Source organism: Streptomyces sp. NPDC093801, assembly GCF_040701585.1.
Taxonomy (GTDB): Bacteria; Actinomycetota; Actinomycetes; order Streptomycetales; family Streptomycetaceae; genus Streptomyces.
The window spans coordinates 79,510-97,658 of the sequence record NZ_JBFBDP010000014.1 but is presented as its reverse complement, the minus strand read 5'-3'; the positions used below and the strand labels follow the sequence as shown (position 1 = coordinate 97,658).

General features: G+C 74.0%; 21 protein-coding genes. 10 read left to right on the top strand and 11 right to left on the bottom strand.

Going from position 1 to position 18,149, the window contains the following annotated elements; all coding sequences use genetic code 11:
- Nucleotides 1-58 precede the first annotated feature (58 nt).
- Nucleotides 59-1,048, bottom strand: coding sequence for a helix-turn-helix domain-containing protein (locus AB0469_RS18075; RefSeq protein WP_366452395.1), 990 nt, complete (start codon nt 1,046-1,048; stop codon nt 59-61).
- A 52-nt stretch (nt 1,049-1,100) separates the two neighbouring features.
- On the opposite strand from AB0469_RS18075, the gene AB0469_RS18070 reads away from it, so the two are divergent.
- The gene (locus AB0469_RS18070) at nt 1,101-1,493 is read left to right on the top strand and encodes a cupin domain-containing protein (protein WP_366452394.1); all 393 of its coding nucleotides are present in this window, start codon (nt 1,101-1,103) and stop codon (nt 1,491-1,493) included.
- Nucleotides 1,494-1,539: 46 nt separating this feature from the next.
- Here AB0469_RS18070 and AB0469_RS18065 read toward each other — a convergent pair whose 3' ends face one another.
- Complete coding sequence (locus AB0469_RS18065; RefSeq protein WP_366452393.1) at nt 1,540-1,989, bottom strand: glutaredoxin domain-containing protein; 450 nt, start codon at nt 1,987-1,989, stop codon at nt 1,540-1,542.
- A 138-nt stretch (nt 1,990-2,127) separates the two neighbouring features.
- Between AB0469_RS18065 and AB0469_RS18060 the strand changes: the two genes are divergently transcribed.
- A complete protein-coding gene (locus AB0469_RS18060; RefSeq protein WP_366452392.1) occupies nt 2,128-2,328 on the top strand; it encodes a hypothetical protein in 201 nt (66 codons plus the stop codon).
- A 4-nt stretch (nt 2,329-2,332) separates the two neighbouring features.
- On the opposite strand, the gene AB0469_RS18055 is transcribed toward AB0469_RS18060, so the two are convergent.
- Both AB0469_RS18055 and AB0469_RS18050 read right to left on the bottom strand, forming a co-directional pair.
- Entirely contained in the window at nt 2,333-3,241 is a 909-nt protein-coding gene (locus tag AB0469_RS18055; protein WP_366452391.1) for a hypothetical protein, read from the bottom strand.
- An 83-nt stretch (nt 3,242-3,324) separates the two neighbouring features.
- Nucleotides 3,325-3,729, bottom strand: coding sequence for a hypothetical protein (locus AB0469_RS18050; RefSeq protein ID WP_366452390.1), 405 nt, complete (start codon nt 3,727-3,729; stop codon nt 3,325-3,327).
- A 408-nt stretch (nt 3,730-4,137) separates the two neighbouring features.
- On the opposite strand from AB0469_RS18050, the gene AB0469_RS18045 reads away from it, so the two are divergent.
- Both AB0469_RS18045 and AB0469_RS18040 read left to right on the top strand, forming a co-directional pair.
- Complete coding sequence (locus AB0469_RS18045; protein WP_366452389.1) at nt 4,138-5,106, top strand: WYL domain-containing protein; 969 nt, start codon at nt 4,138-4,140, stop codon at nt 5,104-5,106.
- 254 nt (nt 5,107-5,360) lie between these two features.
- Nucleotides 5,361-5,855, top strand: a complete 495-nt coding sequence (locus tag AB0469_RS18040; protein ID WP_366452388.1) for an SRPBCC family protein — start codon at nt 5,361-5,363, stop codon at nt 5,853-5,855.
- A 62-nt stretch (nt 5,856-5,917) separates the two neighbouring features.
- Here AB0469_RS18040 and AB0469_RS18035 read toward each other — a convergent pair whose 3' ends face one another.
- On the bottom strand, nt 5,918-6,499 hold the full coding sequence (locus AB0469_RS18035) for a hypothetical protein (protein ID WP_366452387.1): 582 nt from the start codon (nt 6,497-6,499) through the stop codon (nt 5,918-5,920).
- A gap of 178 nt (nt 6,500-6,677) precedes the next feature.
- Between AB0469_RS18035 and AB0469_RS18030 the strand changes: the two genes are divergently transcribed.
- Both AB0469_RS18030 and AB0469_RS18025 read left to right on the top strand, forming a co-directional pair.
- Nucleotides 6,678-7,430 carry a hypothetical protein gene (locus tag AB0469_RS18030; RefSeq protein ID WP_366452386.1) on the top strand — a complete coding sequence of 251 codons (753 nt, stop codon included), beginning with the start codon at nt 6,678-6,680 and terminating at the stop codon, nt 7,428-7,430.
- A 242-nt stretch (nt 7,431-7,672) separates the two neighbouring features.
- A complete protein-coding gene (locus AB0469_RS18025) occupies nt 7,673-8,113 on the top strand; it encodes a hypothetical protein (RefSeq protein WP_366452385.1) in 441 nt (146 codons plus the stop codon).
- 188 nt (nt 8,114-8,301) lie between these two features.
- Here AB0469_RS18025 and AB0469_RS18020 read toward each other — a convergent pair whose 3' ends face one another.
- Nucleotides 8,302-9,471, bottom strand: a complete 1,170-nt coding sequence (locus tag AB0469_RS18020) for an aminotransferase class V-fold PLP-dependent enzyme (RefSeq protein ID WP_366452384.1) — start codon at nt 9,469-9,471, stop codon at nt 8,302-8,304.
- A gap of 546 nt (nt 9,472-10,017) precedes the next feature.
- On the bottom strand, nt 10,018-10,983 hold the full coding sequence (locus AB0469_RS18015) for a winged helix-turn-helix domain-containing protein (protein WP_366452383.1): 966 nt from the start codon (nt 10,981-10,983) through the stop codon (nt 10,018-10,020).
- A gap of 92 nt (nt 10,984-11,075) precedes the next feature.
- Here AB0469_RS18015 and AB0469_RS18010 point away from each other — a divergent pair, with 92 nt between their 5' ends.
- A complete protein-coding gene (locus AB0469_RS18010; RefSeq protein WP_366452382.1) occupies nt 11,076-12,149 on the top strand; it encodes an acetylhydrolase in 1,074 nt (357 codons plus the stop codon).
- 165 nt (nt 12,150-12,314) lie between these two features.
- On the opposite strand, the gene AB0469_RS18005 is transcribed toward AB0469_RS18010, so the two are convergent.
- Nucleotides 12,315-12,596 (bottom strand): pyrimidine/purine nucleoside phosphorylase, encoded by a 282-nt coding sequence (locus AB0469_RS18005; protein ID WP_366452381.1) that lies wholly within the window; start codon nt 12,594-12,596, stop codon nt 12,315-12,317.
- A gap of 417 nt (nt 12,597-13,013) precedes the next feature.
- Between AB0469_RS18005 and AB0469_RS18000 the strand changes: the two genes are divergently transcribed.
- Nucleotides 13,014-13,643 (top strand): hypothetical protein, encoded by a 630-nt coding sequence (locus AB0469_RS18000; RefSeq protein ID WP_366452380.1) that lies wholly within the window; start codon nt 13,014-13,016, stop codon nt 13,641-13,643.
- A gap of 70 nt (nt 13,644-13,713) precedes the next feature.
- Here AB0469_RS18000 and AB0469_RS17995 read toward each other — a convergent pair whose 3' ends face one another.
- On the bottom strand, nt 13,714-14,373 hold the full coding sequence (locus AB0469_RS17995) for a TetR/AcrR family transcriptional regulator (protein WP_366452500.1): 660 nt from the start codon (nt 14,371-14,373) through the stop codon (nt 13,714-13,716).
- A 119-nt stretch (nt 14,374-14,492) separates the two neighbouring features.
- On the opposite strand from AB0469_RS17995, the gene AB0469_RS17990 reads away from it, so the two are divergent.
- Nucleotides 14,493-15,536, top strand: coding sequence for an aldo/keto reductase (locus tag AB0469_RS17990; RefSeq protein WP_366452379.1), 1,044 nt, complete (start codon nt 14,493-14,495; stop codon nt 15,534-15,536).
- A 169-nt stretch (nt 15,537-15,705) separates the two neighbouring features.
- Here the strand turns inward: AB0469_RS17990 and AB0469_RS17985 are convergent, their stop codons facing one another.
- Both AB0469_RS17985 and AB0469_RS17980 read right to left on the bottom strand, forming a co-directional pair.
- Nucleotides 15,706-16,068, bottom strand: a complete 363-nt coding sequence (locus tag AB0469_RS17985) for a hypothetical protein (RefSeq protein WP_366452378.1) — start codon at nt 16,066-16,068, stop codon at nt 15,706-15,708.
- A gap of 253 nt (nt 16,069-16,321) precedes the next feature.
- Nucleotides 16,322-17,095 carry a glycosyltransferase gene (locus AB0469_RS17980; protein WP_366452377.1) on the bottom strand — a complete coding sequence of 258 codons (774 nt, stop codon included), beginning with the start codon at nt 17,093-17,095 and terminating at the stop codon, nt 16,322-16,324.
- 251 nt (nt 17,096-17,346) lie between these two features.
- Here AB0469_RS17980 and AB0469_RS17975 point away from each other — a divergent pair, with 251 nt between their 5' ends.
- The gene (locus AB0469_RS17975) at nt 17,347-18,141 is read left to right on the top strand and encodes an inositol monophosphatase family protein (RefSeq protein WP_366452376.1); all 795 of its coding nucleotides are present in this window, start codon (nt 17,347-17,349) and stop codon (nt 18,139-18,141) included.
- Nucleotides 18,142-18,149: the final 8 nt, after the last annotated feature.

Here is an 18,149-nt window from a genome sequence, read left to right as displayed (position 1 = left end):
AGCCTATCCGTGCCGACTCGGCGACGGTGCGGCGCCCACCACCTCGGCGCCCCGCCGGTCAACCCGTCCCGGGACCGAACCGGCGCCTGTACGCCGAGGGGGTGATGCCGGTCTCGCGGCGCATGAGGGACCGGAGGTTGGCAGCCGTGCCCAGCCCGCTGCGCCGTGCGACGACCTCGAAACGCGACTCGCCGCGCTCGATCAATCGGCATGCCAGGGCGAGCCGTTCCCCCGTGAGCCACATCAAGGGTGTCGTTCCCAGCTGCGCCCGGAAGCGGCGGTGCAGCGTGGCCGGGCTGACCGCCGCCCTCCCCGCGAGGTCGGCGACCGTGAGGGGTGCGTCGAGCCGCCCCTGTGCCCAGGCCAGGACGGGGGCCAGGGATTCGTCGGGGAGGTCGGGAAGGGGGCGCTCCACGAACTGCCGCTGTCCGCCGTCCCGGTGCGCCGCGAAGACCAGCCGCCGGCTCACGGAGTTGGCGATCTCGGCGCCGTGGTCGCGGCGGACCACGTGGAGCCCGAGGTCGAGTGCGGCCGCGCTTCCCGCGGCGGTGAGGATGTCGCCGTCGTCCACGAACAGCACGTCCGATGCGAGGCGGACCGCGGGGAAGCGCCGGCGGAAGTCGTCCGCCCACTGCCAGTGGGCGGTGGCCCGGCGCCCGTCGAGGACTCCGGCCTCGGCCAGGGTGAAGGCGCCGCTGCAGAAGCCGATCAGACGGGCACCGCGGGCGTGCGCCCGCCGGACGGCGTCGAGCACCGCGGGTCTGCGGGGCACTTCGACGTCGGGCCGGTTGGGGACGATCAGCGTGTCCGCCGTATCGGCCGCCTCCAGGCCGGCGACTCCCGTGAGCGTGAAGAATCCGTCCCGCATCGCCGTGCGGGGCTCGGGGGAGCAGAGCCTGAAGTCGTAGAGGTCGCGGCCGATCTCCGGCCTGCGGAGGCCGAAGACCTCGGTCGCGCAGCCGAGCTCGAACGGGTTCGAGTTCTCGTCCACGATCACGACCACCCGGTGGACGCCCGTCTGGGCCCGGTGCGAGGATTCTTGCGCCATGTGCAATTCCTAGCACTCACGCCGGCCCGGTGGAACAGCTCAGGATGAACGCATGAGCGACCGACCCATCTCCCTCGACGAGGCCCTGGCTGGCTTCGACGCGCTGTGGAGCCCCCGCATCGTCACGCACGTCAACGACTACGACGTCCGGATCGCCAAGGTCCGCGGCGAACACCTCTGGCACGCCCACGACGACACCGACGAGTTCTTCCTCGTCCTCGACGGTGAACTGCACATCTCCTTGCGCGAGCCCGGGGGCGAGCGCACGGTCGTGCTGCCCCGGGGGGCGGTCTTCACCGTCCCCGCAGGGACGGAGCACAAGCCGTCCGCGCCGTCCGGCGCCGCGATCCTCCTGTTCGAGCCGACCGGGACGCCGACCGTGGGCGACCGCCACGACCCGGTCCCCGCCCATGTGGACGTGACCACCGGACACGCCCTCGCGTGAGCCCGTGTCGTGGCCCGGCGCGTCGGCACCGGGCGCCGGAGCTCCCTCAGGGGTGCTGCGGCGCCGAAGAGGAGAGCTGCTCGCGCACCCATGCCGGATCGGGGTTGGTGTGCGGCCGGCCCGCCACGAAGACGGTCGGGACGGTTTCGTTGCCGTCGTTGGCCGCCCTCACTGCCGCCGCTCCCGCCGGGTCGCGCCAGATGTTGACCCAGTGCGCGTGGCGGGCGCTGCGGCCCAGCCGGAGGCGCAGCCGTATGCAGTACGTGCAGCCCGGCCGCCAGAACACGACGGGCCGGCCGTCGACCGCGCCGCGGCCTCGTGCCTCCTCCGCCCGGATCGACCTCGGGAAGATCAGGGGCGAGTTCACACCGGCGAGCGCCAAGAACCCCGCCAGGAGGACGGCGGCCGTGCCGGGGCTCCCCTCGGAGAACTCGCCGGCGGCCACGGCCGAGCCGCAGAGCACGAACAACATCGGCAGGATCCAGGCGCGCATCATGGTGGCACAGGCTATAGGCGAACCGAACGCCACCCGCACGGCATCCCCGAGACGACCCCGCCCGGGGCGACCCGACCGCGGGATGCACGCGTCCGGTGCGCGTGGTGGTAAGTGACCAGCCGGGGCGGGGGTTTGGGGGTGGACGCGGTCGATGTCCGGGGTATCAGGGACGACCTCTCCGCCCGGCAGGCCCACACCACCGGACCCGCCGCCCTGCACCTGCCGCCGGGCGGCCACTTCCACCTCCGCGCACACGAGGACCGCTTCCTGGCCCGCCTGCGGGACCGCCTGACCCGACTCGGCCGCGGGCCGACCCTGCCGACGCCGCTGCCGGCCTGACCGTTCAGGCGGTGGTGGGCACGGAGAAGCGGATCGTGTAGCGCTTCTCCATCTCGGTGAGCAGCGCGGGCAGGCCGCGGACCTTGTCGAGCTCGGCCCGGTGCTCCGCGGCGAACCGTTCCCGCAGCTGCGCGCGCAGCGGTGCGCGGGCTGCTTCGACCGGGTCGATGCACGCGGCGTAGACCGCCCCGAGCCTGCGGTCCTCGGCCTTCACGGCGTCGCGGCCGTCGATCGTCTGCAGCTTCCTGTCGACTCCGTCGAAGAAGCCGTTCTCGTCCTTCGCCTGTACGCCCTTGCCGGCCAGGCAGGACGTGAAGGACGCGCGCGCGGACACGACGGTCGCGTCCTGCTCCAGCGGTGCGAGCTGGAGGAGCCAGCGCGACAGCAGCGGGCCGTAGACCGACCGGAGCTCGGCGGCAGCCGCGTCGCCCTGCCGGGTGCAGCGCTGGACCACGGCGTCGTCCGCCTTCGCGGAGGGCGAGGGCGACAGCGCCGGACCGGGAACGACGCCGCCCTGGAAGCCGTTGCGTGCGAGGGCTTCGACGTCCGGGATCTCGAACAGCCGGATGAACATGGGCGGAGGCATGTCGGGCACAGGAGCGTGCGCGGTGGCCAGGCAGTCCCGCAGGGCCTGCGAGCGGACCAGGCTGGCGAAGCCTTCGAGCCCTTGCGTGAGCCGGGTGTCCTTGCCGGTGGCGGGCAACACCATGGCGGTGACGTCCTGCGGGATCCCGTACGACACCGGCGCGGCGGGTTCGACGGCGACCGCGCCCGCCGGGACGCCGCTCGGTGCGGCGTCGGAGTGCCCGGGCGTCGAGCAGGCGGACGACAGCATCAACAGCGTGCCGGCCAGCACTGCTCTGAAAGCGGTGGGGGGAAGGGGGCGGCGGAAGGGCCGGGCGGGTCTGGACATACCGCCTACCTCCGATGACGAGGGCGATCAGGTGCTCGGAGCCGTGTCCGCCGGACCGCATGCCCGGCAGACACGGAGCCGGGTCAGTGGACGATGGTGACCTCGTCGCCGGGGTTGCGGCTGATCACGGTGAACTGCGTACCGGGCGTCAGGTCGGTGACCAGCGCGAAGTAGGAGTTGTTGATGTCGTGGTAGCCGTTGTCCATCTGGACGTAGCCCCTGGAGCCGCCGATCCAGCCCGACGTGCTCGACTTGCGGTACAGGCCGAAGTAGCCCGAGCCGCTGCCGGAGGGGTTGTAGGACCAGGAGACGTTCAGGTCGTGACAGGGCGAGTTGGCCTTGGTCGCCACCATGGCGCCGGTCGTGGTCGTTCCGGGGCTCCTCAGCCAGGTCGAGGTGCAGCCGGAGGCCGAGGCGGTGGGCGCCAGGGTCACGACGGAGGCGGCGGCAAGGCCGACCACAGCCAGGGAGGCAAACGACTTCTTCAACGGAAAACCCATCTGTGGAGATAGAACAAGGCCCGATCACCATGCCGGGCCAAACGAGAGGCACAGTAGCAACTCCCTTCCTGACCTGGACAGATGGGGTTCCACGGGCCGGCCGGCGACAGCCGCCGATGGGTGGCCAACGACCTGCGGGACTACCTCGGTCGTTCGCTTCGTACCGGTGGAGACGACTGGTACCGGCTGTAGGGGAGGGGGACGTGGAGGCGCTCGACTTCGACGAGGAGCGCGGCCCCGTCCGGCAGCGGGACCGCTCGGTGGTGCCGGGCTCGGCACCCGTCACACCGCGCGCCCGGCGGGCCGGGGCCGGACGGGCTGCGGCCCGTGCTTGTGCTGGGGAGCCGGAACCTTTGAGGACACCAGGTGTCCTTTGACCCCGTCATAGTGGAGGCCATGACGAGCGACATGACGGCCCGCATGCTGCGCCTGCTGTCCCTGCTGCAGACCCGCCGTGAATGGTCCGGCCCGGACCTCGCCGACCGCCTCCAGGTGACCGTCCGCACCGTCCGCCGCGACATCGACCGGCTGCGCGGGATGGGCTACCCCGTCGACAGCACCCGCGGCCACGCCGGCGGCTACCGCCTCGCCGCCGGCACCGACCTGCCCCCGCTCCTCCTCGACGACGCCGAAGCCGTCGCCGTCGCCGTCGCCCTGCGCACCGCGGCCGGCGGCCTGACCGGCATCGAGGAGACCGCCCTGCAAGCGCTGGCCAAACTCGAACAGGTCCTGCCCCGCCGCCTGCGCACCCAGGTCACCGCCCTCCAGCGATCCCTGGCCGGCATCGCCTGGGAAACCCGGGGCCCACGTGCCGACCCCGCCCTCCTGGCCACCCTCGCCGTGGCCTGCCGCGACCACGAGATCATCACCTTCGACCACACCGCCCGCACCGGCACGACCCTTCCACGCCGGGTCGAACCCCAGCACCTCGTCGCCTCCGGAGACCTCTGGTACCTCCTCGCCCACGACAGGGACCGGGACGACTGGCGCATCTTCCGCCTGGACCGCATCACCGGCGCCGCCACCACCGGCCACCGCGTCCCCGCCCGCGACCTGCCCGGCGAAGACCCCGCCGCCTTCGTGGCCGCCCGCCTCTCCGCCGCCCCCACCCGCCACCGCGCCGTCGCCACCGTCCGCGCCTCCGCCGACCGCGTCCGCACCCGTACACGCCACCCGGCCGGCCGGATCCGCCCCCTCGACGGGGCCACCTGCCTCGTCGACGCCTCGGACGACTCCCTCACCCGCATCGCCCGGACCCTGGCCGGCCTCCCCGCCGACTACACCCTGGACGCGGACCCCGACGTCCTCGACCACCTGCGCACCACCGCCCACCGCACCCTGCACGCCACCGGTCGCGGCCACTGACACGGCGCCGACCTCGCAGACGATCGTGCAGCCGGCAGCCGGCAGCCGGCAGCCGGCAGCCGTCACTCGGCACTCGTCACTCGTCTGGGGTCCTCGGGCTGTGCAGACACCGTGCCGGGCATGACGCTGGAAGCCGAGCCCGTGGGACGGCCGGAGAGACGACCCGTCGCACCGGGTCCGCCCGGTCGCCCTCGTCCCAGGGGACGCCGTGACCGGGGGCGCCCCCATGCCGCCCTTCCTCCAGGAGCGTGACCGTGGCCCGGACCCGCCGTCTGATCCTCAGCTCGCCGCCCGAAGTCTGGGACCTGCTGTCCGACGGCCACCGCTACGGGGAGTGGGTGACGGGAACCCGGCAGGTCCTCGCCGTGGACCCGCAGTGGCCGGACGTCGGCGCACGGCTGAAGGTCCGCGTCGGCGTCGGCCCCCTCACCCTTGACGACACCTGCGTCGTCCGCATCTGCGAACCACTGCGCCGCCTGCAACTGGAAGCGAAGGCGGGACCCTTCGGTGCGGCTCGCATCGCCATGCAGTTGCTCCCCTGGGGCGAGCACACCCTCTTCACCCTCGACTGGCACCCCCTCCGGGGCCCCGGCACGCGGATGCACGGCCTCCCCGTGGACTACGTCGTCGCAGTCCGCAACGGCATGATGCTCACGAAGCTGGCACGGATCGCGGTGCGCGAACACGCCGCACGCGGCCCGGGCAGCCCGACACCGGGAGCCGCCGGAACGTCGTCCTCTCGAACGTGACGCAGCCGGGAAACCCGCACCGCCCGGCGACATCGCAGGGCCCCGGGGCCGGACGAGACCCGTCAGATGTAGTTCATGGGGCACTGGCGGCGGAGCGAGTGCTCGGCGGCGCGGAGGTAGAGCGCCGTGTAGTACGCGGCGTCCAGGTCGTCGGCCCACGCGCCGGGGTGGGTCGTGGCGGCCCGGGCGGCGGCCGGGCTGTCGAACCAGTTGCCGAGGCCGAGGCCGTCGGAGTGCCGGGGCACCTGCGGCGGCAGGGCGAGATGGGCGGCCAGACGCCGCGCCGTCCCGAGGACGCGACGTGCGCTGTGGACGGTCGTGGTGTCGTTGTACGGCCCCGACACCGGCAGGTTCAGGGCACCTTCGAAGTCGACCGGTATCAGCAGGTCCCAACCGAGCAGCGCCTCGCAGCACTCCTCACCGTCCGGCTGGGCTCGGCACAGATCCTCGAAGGTCTGCATCGGCCGGTACATCTTCTCCTCGAACGACGCTCCGGACCGCGGCACGAAGTCGCCCGCCGGTGGCGGTGGGCAGGGTGGAAGGCCGCGCCCCACCAGTTCGCCGTCGAGCAGCCGGGCAGTCGGGCCGAGGATGTCGTCGTCCGACCAGTCGTCGGCGTGGACGCAGCACACGTAGATTCCCACGGGGAGACTCTACGATCCGCCTCGGACACTGCCCGGCGGCCAGTGGCTCCAGAGCGGTATCGGCGTCCTCGATCGGCGGCCGGCCGCCGGGCCGTGGCGCCCGGACCGGTCCGGTGCCGGCCGGGCCCTCTCGGATCTTCGGATCTTCGGATCTTGCGGGGCTTGTCATACTTGCCGCATGGAGACGCAAGCCGCGGAGGCCGCGCGGCGTTGGCTGGCCGACGAGGGTGTTCGCCAGGTGCGCGACGGGTGGGTGAGCGACGCGGCGCCGGAGGTACTGCTCACGGCCGGCGACGTGGCACATTCCCGGGCCGGCGACGTGTTCGCCGAAGATCTGGACCCGGCCGACCAGCTCCGGTTGGCCTTCGGGCTGCTGGACCTCCTCGACGCGTACTGGGTCACCTGCGAGATCCGGTTCGCGAACGAGAGCAGCGAGGGTCCCCTGCCGGCCGACGTGCTGTGGGACGGCTACCGCCGGCGGCTGGAGGCGGACGGGGAAGTCGAGGCCGTCACCTACTCGCTGTGGGTGGACTGGTTCGAGGACCAGGCCACGTCCGCGACGGCGTTCGCCGAGGTCCTCGGCAACGACATCGGCCGCATCGTGGCCGAGCCTTCGGATGCCCTGCTCCGCCGGGCCCGTCTGGTTCTCGAGTGTTCGGGACCGGTGCGCTGGACGGTGAAGGAGCCGGCGTACCGCACGGCGCTGCGACTCCCCGCCCTGCACCCAGCCCTCTTCCGCGGTCTTCGGGCCAGCTTCCACGACGTCTACGGCGACCTGGAACCGGCTGCCGCACTGGCCCTCCTCGACCGGTTGGACCTCCCGGCGGACACCCGGCACCTCGCCGGACTGCGCCACGTACTCGCCGCGGGGCACAGGAACCACCACCGCAGTCCCGGTGCCTGGGACGCCGCGGTTCGCTCCTGCTCCTGAGGCCTGGGCCCGGCAGACCAGGACTCCGGCCGGGCGGAGGTGGAGGAGCCCGTCCGGCACGAGCGTGCGGCTGCCGGGAACACCGCTCCCACGGGCCGTCGGCGGCACCCATCCGCGGCTGCGTCTTGCGACGGTGCCCAGACGGCGGGACTGGCCCGAACCCGCCGCTCAAGAGCACTGAATGGCGGTAGGGTTGACGGGCAGTTGAACTTTCAGCCGAATCGAGCGGGGGTGCCGAGCTGGTGAGCGGACCATTACCGGCCTCCTCGCAGGGCCCGCCGGGGCCTGACGGGCAGGGGGACGTCCTCGGCGTCTACCTGGCGGCGCTCGCGGCCCGGTGCGGGCCGTCGGGTTTCGAAGCGGTCGTCGCTGCGGCCCGTGACACCTGCGCCATGCTCGCCGAGGGCCATCCCGCGGTGCTGGCCGGCCCGGACGGCGAAGCCTTCGGCCCCGCGCTCCAGCGTGAGTACCTGGCCCTCCTCGCGGTCCTGATGACCGGCCGCTGCGACCTGGAGGTCATCGCCGTTCCCACTGCGGGCGGCCGGCCGGGCTGGGCGGTCGTCGAGCCCGGCGTCGCCGCCGACCCGGACAGCGCGGCCGAGGTCCGCGCGCGCGTGGCGGCGGGCGAGGCGGACCGCGTGTACGCGCTGGGCCTGCTGGAAGCACTCCACGACGGAGACTGACACCGCCGCCCCGAGCCCATCGCGACGCGCCCGCTGCCGAAGCCGGAGGCCACCGCCTCGGCCCCTCCGCCGAGCAGGTCGCGGAGCCGACGTCGCGTGGGCTGCTCGGCGGGATCGCCGTGGGCCTCCAGCCGCCGGCCGGCGCCCAGCGGCAGCGGAGGACGTCCGGCTCCGGCGGAAGGAGCGAGTCAGGGGGTGGGTGGGGCGTCGAGGGCGGTGTCGAGCGCCTCGAAGAGCCGGTCGATGTCGCGGGTGGTGGTGTGCAGGTGGGGGCTGATCCGCAGGGCGTCGCCGCGGGCTCCGACGAACACGCCGGACCGTTCCAGTGCGCGGACGGTGGCCTGCCGGACGTGGGCGGGGACGGTGATGCCGAGCATGTGCGGGCCGCGGGGCGCAGGGACGGTCAGCCCGCGCCGGCCGGCGTGCCGGGCGATGAGGGCGGTGGTGTCCTCCAGGGTGGCGCTGACGCGGGGGACGGTCCAGTCGGTGAGCCGGCGCAGGGCGGCGACGGCCATGGGGGTGAGTTCGAAGGCGGTACGGCCCCCGGCGTCGAAGCGGCGCGCGCCGGGCTGGTAGGCGGCGCGGTAGTCGACGAGTCGGGCGAAGTCCTGGGCGTCCTGGCGCAGGATCCAGTTCTCCTCCAACGGCCGGCCGTCCTGGTGGGCGGGCGCCGCGTAGAGGTAGCCGAGACCGAAGGGCCCCAGCAGCCACTTGTACCCCACGGACACCAGGAAGTCGGGGCGCAGGGACGACACGTCCAGGGGGACGGCGCCGGCGGACTGGCTCGCGTCGACGACCAGAGCCGCGCCCACGGCGCGCGCGGCCCCGGCCACACGGTCCAGTTCCAGCCATGTCCCGTCGGTCCAGTGCACCTGGGGTACCGACACCACGGCCACCGTCTCGTCCAGCGCGTCCAGCACGGCGTCGGTCCAGGTCTGGCCGGCCTCGCGCCGTACGGTCAGCATGCGCGCACCGGTGCGTTCGGTGAAACGCCACCAGGTGTAGATCCCCGACGGGTACTCGTCGGCGAGGACCAGCACCCGGCTGTCGGGCGCCGCGTCCAGGTTGGCGGCGGCCACCGCCATGCCGTAACTGGTCGCCGGCACCAGCGCGATGTCGTCCGCGGCCGCCCCGATCAGCGCGGCGAACAGGGCCCGGCGCTCCTCCGCCGCGCCGAACCAGTCACCGGCCCGGATCCGCCAGGGCTGCGCCCGCCATCGCAGGGCCGCACTTCCCGCGCTGAGCCCGGCCCGCAGGGTCGGGGCCAGGCTGGCGGTGTTGAAGTAGGCCACGTCCTCGGGGATGTCGAACAGCTCACGGGCCGGCGGGAGCGGTCCCGGGTGATGGGGTGCCGACATGAGCAAGCCTTCCGCGAGGGGCCGTACCGGTGTGGCCGGCGGGAGCGTGGGGCGTACCCGCTGCCGCCAGCATGGCCCCGTTCCGGGCGGCCGCGAGGGAACGGCGCGCCCGGGTGGTGATCAACCGGCCGCTGCGGCCGCTCATCCCCGCGACGCCGCCGTGCGTCCAGGACGCGGTGGGGTGAGGGTGGCTGGACGGCTGCCCGGGGGTGGACGGGCTTCCCTGCGCGATGCTCGCCCGCGGGGAGGGTGCACCGGCCGTGCCGCGTCCCGTCGCCGCGTCCGGCGACTCGGCCGCCGTCCCCCGGCCCGTCGCCACCGCCGGGGCGAGCCGGCTCGGCCGGGCTCCTCGGCGATCACGTCGGTGACGCCGAGCGAGGCCCCTCGTGCGAGCACGGTCAAGAGCCACCTGGCGACGATCCAGAACAAGCTCCGGGTCCGCAACAGGGTCGGGATCGCTGCCTGGGCCCGGGGGAGCCGCCTCATGGACGACGCCCGGCGACCGTCCCGAGCCCGACGCCCACGACCGCCGGCGGCCGTGCCGTACTACGGTGGCCCGCCACCCGCCACCAGTGTGCCGAGGGCGGTGCGTTCGTGGGTGACCGAGCGGCCTGTGCGGGTCGTCGTCGCCATGCCTGCCGATCTGAGCGCCGCCGCATGGGACGAGGCGGTCGCGTCGCTGACGCGGAGGGCGCGGGCCAGGGACGTCGTGGTGTGGGGCTCGGCGAGCAGGCGCAGGGCTTCGAGCCGGGTGCGGCCCAGGACGGCGGCCAGCGCCTCGGCGGGAACGGCCGCGCGCTCCGGGGCGGGAGGGAGCCCGGGGCCGGCCGGGTAGGTCAGCACGGCGGGGCGGCCCGGGACGTCCTGAAGCAGCGGGCCCGACGGGTGGTGGAAGGTCGGGAGCAGGACCAGGCCGCGCCCGTCGAGGCAGACGTCCCGGGCCGGCGCCGTGCCGGGCCATTCCCACACGCCCCCGTGGAGCCGGCTGCCCGGGGCCAGGCCGGTGAGCGTGGCGGCCAGGCCGTGCTCGGCGACGGTCAGGGCGTAGCGGGTGAACTCCTCCCGGTGCAGATCCTGTACGACGCACCAGACCGGGGCGAGGACCGCCTCGTACGCGGCCTGCTGGGCGCGGCGCAGGGTGTGCCAGGACGTCGCGTCGCCCGCGTGCAGGCCACGGATCCAGCGGGGCGCGGGCACCGCCCCGTGGACCCGCTCCAGCTCGGAACGGACGAGGCCGGGGCCGGCGGCGCGGATCAGGCGGAAGCCGTCGGCCATGGTGTCGCCGAGCACGTCGAGGAAGGACGGCGGGCGGCCCGCCGGAACCAGGTCCGCCAGCGGGCCGGTGGCAGCCGGAAGGGAGCGCAGGACACGGCCGCGCCACGGGGCGAACAGGGGGCCGGTGCGCGGGGCCACGGCTGTCGTCAGGGCGGCGTGCAGCTCCTGGAGCGGCGCCGGGCGGGGCGCGAAGCGGATCCGGGAGAGGTCCTCCGCGGTGAAATGGATTCGCAGCACGCGCACAGCTCACAACTCCCCGTCCTGGTCCAGCCTTTCGGGCAGGGCCTGAACCTTCGCACCACGACGGCCCCCGCTCCCAGGATGCCCGTATGACTTCACGACGCACGCTCCTGAAGGGCACCCTGTTCGGCAGTGCCGCCGCCCTGCTGCCCACGACCGCATCCGCCTCCGGTGGTGGCCCGGTCCTCCGGCTGCCCGCACCCTCCGGCCCCTACCCCGTAGGCCTGCAGACGGTCCATCTGACGGACCCGGCTCGTACCGACCCGTGGGTGGGCGGTGTACGGGAGCTGATGCTGACCGTCCTCTACCCGGCCCGAACGGTGCGCGGCCTCGCCCGTGCCCCGCAGCTCACCCCGGCCGAGGCCGAGGCGTTCGCCGCGTACGCGCCGCACGTCCACCAGGGGCTGCCGGAGCCGGGAGCGGTGGACTGGGGTGCGGTCCTCACCCACGGGTGGGTGGGCGCGCCGGCGCTGCCCGGGCGACGGCCGGTGCTGGTGTACTCGCCGGGCGGCGGCGACTCCCGCGTACTCGGCACGGGCCTCGCCGAGGACCTGGCGAGCCATGGCCGGGTGATCGTCCTCGTCGACCATCCCGGTGACCCTTCTCAGGTGGAACTGCCGACCGGGATCCGGAGGACCGTGCTGATGGGGCCGCCGGACCCGGCGACCTTCCGCACGATGGCGGACACCAGGATCGCGGACCTCCGATTCGTCCTGGACCGGCTCGGCGGCCTCTCGCTCGCCCCGGTCATGGACCTGGACCGGATCGGGCTGTACGGGCACTCCGCAGGCGGCACGGCAGCGGTGTACGCGGCCCGCGGCGACCGCCGGGTCGCAGCGGTGGCGAACCTGGAGGGCTATCTCGACCTGCACCCGGCGCCGGCCGACCACGACCGGCCGTTGCTGCTGTTCCGTACCGACGGATTCGAGGGCGCCGCCCGTATCGAGTCCTCCTGGGCAGGCCTGCCCGGCCGCCGCGCGCTGCTCGCCGACGCGAACCACTGGGCGTTCACCGACTACGGCTCGCTCGTCCCGCAGCTCCAGGCCACCGGCCTCGTGACGGCGGCGGCGCGCGCCGCCCTCGTGGGCACAGGCGACCCGGCGGCGACGCTCGCCGAGGTACGGCGCCGGGTGAGGGCCTTCTTCGCCCGCCATCTGCCGTAGCGGTCTTCTGGCGGCCTCTTCGCCGTCTCCCACCGCGAGCCCGTCGCCGGCCTCGGCACCCTCCCCGGGCGGGGGGCCGGGGAGACCGCGCTGCGGGGACGCCGAGGGTGCCGGTCCGGCCGTTCGGCGGGGCTCAGGGGCGGGTGCCGGGGGACCCGCAGGCGATCAGCGGTACTCGCAGAGGTAGGCGGTCTCGACTGCGACGGTGAGCCGGAAGGTGCTGTCGCCCGGGACCTGGAAGCGGCTGCCGGCGGGGAAGGTCTCCCAGCCGTCCGCGCCGGGAAGCCTCACGGTCAGCGCCCCGCTGACCACGTGCATCGTCTCCGGGGCGGCGGTGCCGAACTCGTACTCGCCGGGAGCCATCACCCCGATGGTCGCCGGACCCTCTTCCTGGGTGAAGGCGACCGACTTCACCGTGCCGTCGAAGTACTCGTTGACCTTGAACACGTGCGTCCTCCTGGGGAGCGAGCGGGAACGGGGCCGGTTCGTCGCGCGCTGTCTCCGGCGAGGGGAAGGCTACCGGTGCCGTCCGGGCCTCCTTCAGCGGGTCCGCCGGCCCCCGCCCGCTTCCGCCGTGCCACCTGTGCCCCCTCGCTCCCGCCCGCCCGCCCGGCCGGTCGTCCCGTTCCGTCCGGGCCGTCCCCGTCCGTCCGTTCTGTTCCGAAGATCATGACGCCTCCCGTGCTCCTCCGGTTCTGCGCCGGTGCACGCCCTTGGTCTGAAGGTCCCCCCTCATGTCCGTGCGACGGACCCTCACCCGTGCGGGGGAGCCGTTCGTGCCTGCGGCTGATGTCTGCCGCCCCCCGCGGCTGCGATCTTCGACGCACCAGGACCGGGAGTCGTCACGTGAGCCGAGGAGTACCGATGAACACCTTCGACGAGACACGGCGAAGCGGATGGGGCGGAGCAGGGCGGGCCGGCCCTGCTCCGGTCGCGGACGTCCCCCGCTGGGCCCGGGTCGTCGCCCACGGCATCCCGCTGATCGTCCTGCCGTCCGGGGTCTGGCGCATCGCGGCCGTGGTGTCCGGTGCGGGGAGCGGCAGCGGGCGCCACGGTACCGCGGGCGCGCCCGCGGACCTTCCAGGGCTGGTGTACGTCACCTTCCTGTCGGTGCTGTCCGAGCTCCTCGCGTTCGCCGCCGTCGGTCTCGTCGCCGCGTGGGGAGAGGTCTTCCCCCGCTGGGTGCCGGTCCTGCGCGGCCGCCGGGTACCGGCCCGGGCCGTCGTGACGGCCGCCTTGCTCGGAGCGGCCGTCCTCACGGTCCTGTGGACGGCCCTCGCCGTCCGGATCGGTTCCGGGACCACCCTCCAGGGCGACCCGCTCCCGGACGACTTCCCGACCGTGGCCCTGCACGGCCGGCACCTCGCCTTCTTCGTCGCCTCCTACGCCCCCCTCCTGCTCTGGGGGCCGCTCCTCGCCCTTCTGGCCATCGCCTACCGGCGCCGCCGCCGCGCCGAGGTCCCGTGCGCCCCCGCGCCGGAGGCCGAAGCCTGACCGCGGCGGGTGCGCCCCCGGACGTCTCCCGGGGGCCCTTCCCCGGCGGCCGCGCCCCCGGGGCCTGCGCTCACGGAGTCCGTACGAAGGCCCCCGCGCGGGCCGCCGCGACCGCCGCCGCGGCGGCCCGTCGGGCCGCGGCCTCGTCCAGCGGTGCGTCGGTGGTCAGCAGCCGGTAGTACAGCGGGGCGGAGACGGCCCGTACCACCTCGGCGGCGTCGGTGTCCTCGGGCAGCTCCCCCCGCGCGACGGCCTCCTGGACGCAGGGCGCCCATTGCGCGACCCGGACCTCGTAGAAGCGGTGGAGGGCCTCGGCGGTCCGGGCGTCGCCCGTTGCGGCCGCGATGACGGCTTCGAACAGGGGGCCCTGGCGCGGGTCGGTCAGGGTGCGCCGGACGAGCCGGGCGTTGGCCAGCAGGTCCTCCTCCAGCGAGCCGGTGTCGGTGCGGGGGAGGGACTGCTCGGCCATGTCCGTCAGCAGGTCGGCGACCAGGCCGGCCACCGTTCCCCAGCGCCGGTACACGGTGGTCTTGCCGACCTCGGCCCGCCGCGCGACCTCGGCGAGGTCCAGGCCGTGGAAGCCCTGCTCGGCCAGCATGTCCCCGGCCGCCTCCAGCACGGCGGCCCGCACCCGGGCGGTCCGGCCCCCGGGGCGCACGGTCCCCGGCTCGGCGGCCCCGCCCCCGGCGGCACCTGCATCCCGGGTGTCCCGCGAGCCGTCGGCGGGCATCGGGGCATCACTCGGCAACGTCATAACGGGTCCCTGGTTCCATTAATGGTGATCGACTGCTACGTTGGGATCATCTTAATGGGTCTGTGATCCCATTACTGCTCAGGGAGGAGTCCGTCATGGAATACAGGCAGCTCGGTGCGTCCGGTCTCAAGGTCCCCGCCCTCGGATTCGGCGCCGGCACCTTCGGCGGCCGGGGCCCCGTCTTCGGGGCCTGGGGCAGCACCGACGCCCGGGAAGCCCGCCGGCTCGTCGACATCTGCATCGAGGCCGGCATCACCCTCTTCGACACCGCCGACGTCTACTCGGCGGGCGCCTCGGAAGAAGTCCTCGGCCAGGCCGTCAAGGGCCGCCGCGACCAGGTGCTCATCTCCACGAAGGCGGGGCTGCCCACCGGGGACGGCCCCGGCGACCACGGCACCTCCCGCTCCCGCCTCGTCACGGCGGTCGAGGACGCCCTGCGCCGGCTCGGCACCGACCGCATCGACCTCTTCCAGCTGCACGGGTTCGACGCCGCCACCCCCGTCGAGGAGGTGCTGTCCACCCTCGACCAGCTCGTCCGCTCCGGCAAGGTCCGCTACACCGGCGTCTCCAACTTCGCCGGCTGGCAGCTGATGAAGTCCCTCGCGGCCGCCGACCGGCACGGCTTCCCCCGCTACGCGGCCCACCAGGTCTACTACTCCCTCATCGGCCGCGACTACGAGTGGGAGCTGATGCCCCTCGGCCGCGACCAGGGCGTCGGCGCGATGGTGTGGAGCCCCCTGGGCTGGGGCCGCCTCACCGGAAAACTCCGCCGCGGCCGCCCGCTGCCCGCCGGAAGCCGGCTGCACGCCACCGCCGACTACGGCCCGCCCGTGGAGGACGCCCACCTCTACGACGTGATCGACGCCCTCGACGAGATCGCGCAGGAGACGGGCCGGACGGTTCCCCAGGTGGCCATCAACTGGCTGCTGCGCCGCCCGACCGTCTCCACCGTCCTCGTCGGCGCCCGCGACGAGCAGCAGCTGCGGCAGAACATCGGCGCCGTCGGCTGGGAGCTGACCGCCGGACAGGTCGCCCGCCTCGACGCCGCCAGCCACCGACCCGCGCCGTACCCGTACTTCCCGTACGAACGCCAGGAGGGCTTCGCCCGCCTCAACCCCCCGGTCCTCGCCCGTGCCTGACGCCCGGGGCCGGGCCGGACCGGCACGCGTTCCCGGGCTGGATGCCCGGTGACGGCTCATGCCCGACCGGCCGACGGCCCGCCGGGGCCAGGGTGGTCGCGCCGGGGCGGTGGCCGACACCGGGCCGGCCGACGGGCCGGTGTCCCGGCCGCCGGTCGGCCCGCACGGGTCAGCAGCTCACCCAGGACACCCCGGCCGTGTAGAAGAAGTCGCCGTCGGGTGCGTAGATGACGATGTCCCGCGAGGCGCCCTTGGGCCCGATGGACGGGGAGTGGACGTAGTACTTGTTGTGGTAGAGGTACCCGGAAACCCGCGGGCACCGGCCGTCCGCCTTGTCGTCCGTGACGGTCGCCACGATGACGTTCTTGTCCTCGCAGTACCGGATCCAGGCGTGGCCTTCCGCACGGCTGGACAGCCAGGCGTCCCCGCACAGCCAGGTGGCTCCTGCGGGAGCCGCCGACGCGGTTCCGCCGAGCAGTGTGGTGGCGAGCAGTGCGGCGCCGCCCAATGCGGCCGCGGTCCTCTTGCGCATGCCGAGCTCCTTCGCGATGACGGTGGACTACCGGGGTGGCCAGCGTGCATCACCCCCCGACCCAATCTGACGGATCATCAGCCGCAGGGGATGCGGGCGGGGGAGGAATGGCCGGGCGAAGCGGCCATCCGGCCGGGCGGGCCGCCTTGACGGACGGGCCGACCACCGCACGGGTCCGCCGCGAGGCCCTGGAACGCCCAGACCGGGCCCTGCGAGGGCTCCCGCGCGCCCGGCCCCATGCGAAGGACACGTCCTAGATGCGCGAGTTGCGCACCGACTGCCACACCGCGCCGGCCAGCGCCCGCGTCGCCCGCGGGACCGACAGGTGCTCGTGCTCGCGGTACAGCGCCCAGTTGTACTGCACGAGCGACATCTTGTTCGAGGACAGCGACCCCGCCTGGTGGGCCCTGTACACCGCGAGCGGTTCGGCCAGGCCCCGGGCGTCGGCGCCGTCCCGCATGATCGACAGCCACAGGGCGTAGTCCTGGCGCTTGCGCATCTCCGGCATGAGCCTCGTGCCCAGGGCGTTGCGGTCGTACATGGCGGTGAGGGCTCCGATGTGGTCGCGGACCAGCATCGCGCGGTAGTCCACGTGTTCCCGCGCGCGCACCACGCGTCCGTTCGGGACCCATTCGGTGCTCTCGCCGGCGTGGTCGGCGTCCATCTTGAAGTACGAGGTGAACGTCAGCGGCGCGGTCGCCTCCGCGGCGAAGGCGAGCTGCTTCTCGGTCTTCTCCGGAAGCCACATGTCGTCGCTGTCGAGGAAGGCGACGTAGTCCCCGCGGGCCCGCTCGATCGCGAGGTTGCGCGCCCGGCCGGCACCGCCCTGTTCGGGAGCCCGCTCCGGCAGGACGCGCTCGTCCTGCTCGGCGAACTCGCGGAGCAGGTCCATGGAGCCGTCCGAGGACTGGTCGTCGGTGACCAGCAGCTCCAGGTCGCCGTGGGTCTGGGTGAGCACCGACCGGACGGCCGCACCGAGGGTCGCTGCCGAGTTGTACACGGGCATGACGACGGACACCAGGGGCACAGCACTTCTCCTTGCCAGACCGGGAAACGACGGTCCATTCAAACACCGCAACCGAGCAGGAGCCGCCACGCGGATCGTTGTCGCAGGTCAGAGGCATATAGGGCTCCGTGGCGGGCCGCTCCGACCCGCGTGGCACGGGCGGTGCCCGCGCTCCCGCCGCGCCCCGCCGGAGCGGGAGCGTCCCGCGGCGCCGTTCCACCCGTTCGCGCAGTGCCCTCGGGGGGCGGATTCGTCTCGGTAGTCTGCACGACATGATCGATTCGAACGCGGGCTCCGACGATGTCGCCGTCGCGATAGCCGGGGCGCGGGCCGGCGCGGACGTGGTCCGGACGATGTACGGCCGGCGCCTCGACCGCATCGACAAGGGTGCCGGGGACTTCGCCACCGCCGCCGACGTGGAGGCCGAGGAGGCGATCCTCGGCGTCATCCGTGCCGCACGGCCGGATGACGCGGTGCTCGGCGAGGAAGGCGGGCAGCGGGGCACCGTCGACGCCGTGCGCCAGTGGATGGTGGATCCCCTGTGCGGCACGCTGAACTACGCCGTCGGCACCATGCTGGTGGCCGTCAACGTGGCGCTGCGCGACGGAGCGGCGGCCGTGGCCGACCCGTTCAGCGGCGAGGTCTTCTTCACCGACGGGGAGACCGCCTGGGTACGGCAGGACGGGGCCGGCGACGTACGGCTGACGCCCACGCCCGCCACCCGGTTGGTGGACGTCAACCTGGATCCGCCGTTCCCGGGCGCGCCGGGATTCCGGGCCGTGGAGCTGCTGGCCCACCCTGAGTTCGTGGATCGTTTCCGGCCGCGCGTGGTGTCCACGACGCTGGCGCTGGCCTGGGTGGCCGCCGGCAGGCGCGCCGCGTACGTCACCGATGGCGGTGACCTCTCCGGGAGCGTGCACTTCGCGGCCGGCATCGCTCTGTGCCGGGCCGCCGGCTGCGCGGTCACCGGGATCGACGGTGCCCCGGTGGGCGAGGGAGGCCGTGGGCTGGTGGTCGCCGCCGACGAGGAGACCCACCGCCTGCTGATGTCGATGGTCCACGGCTGAAGCCAGTG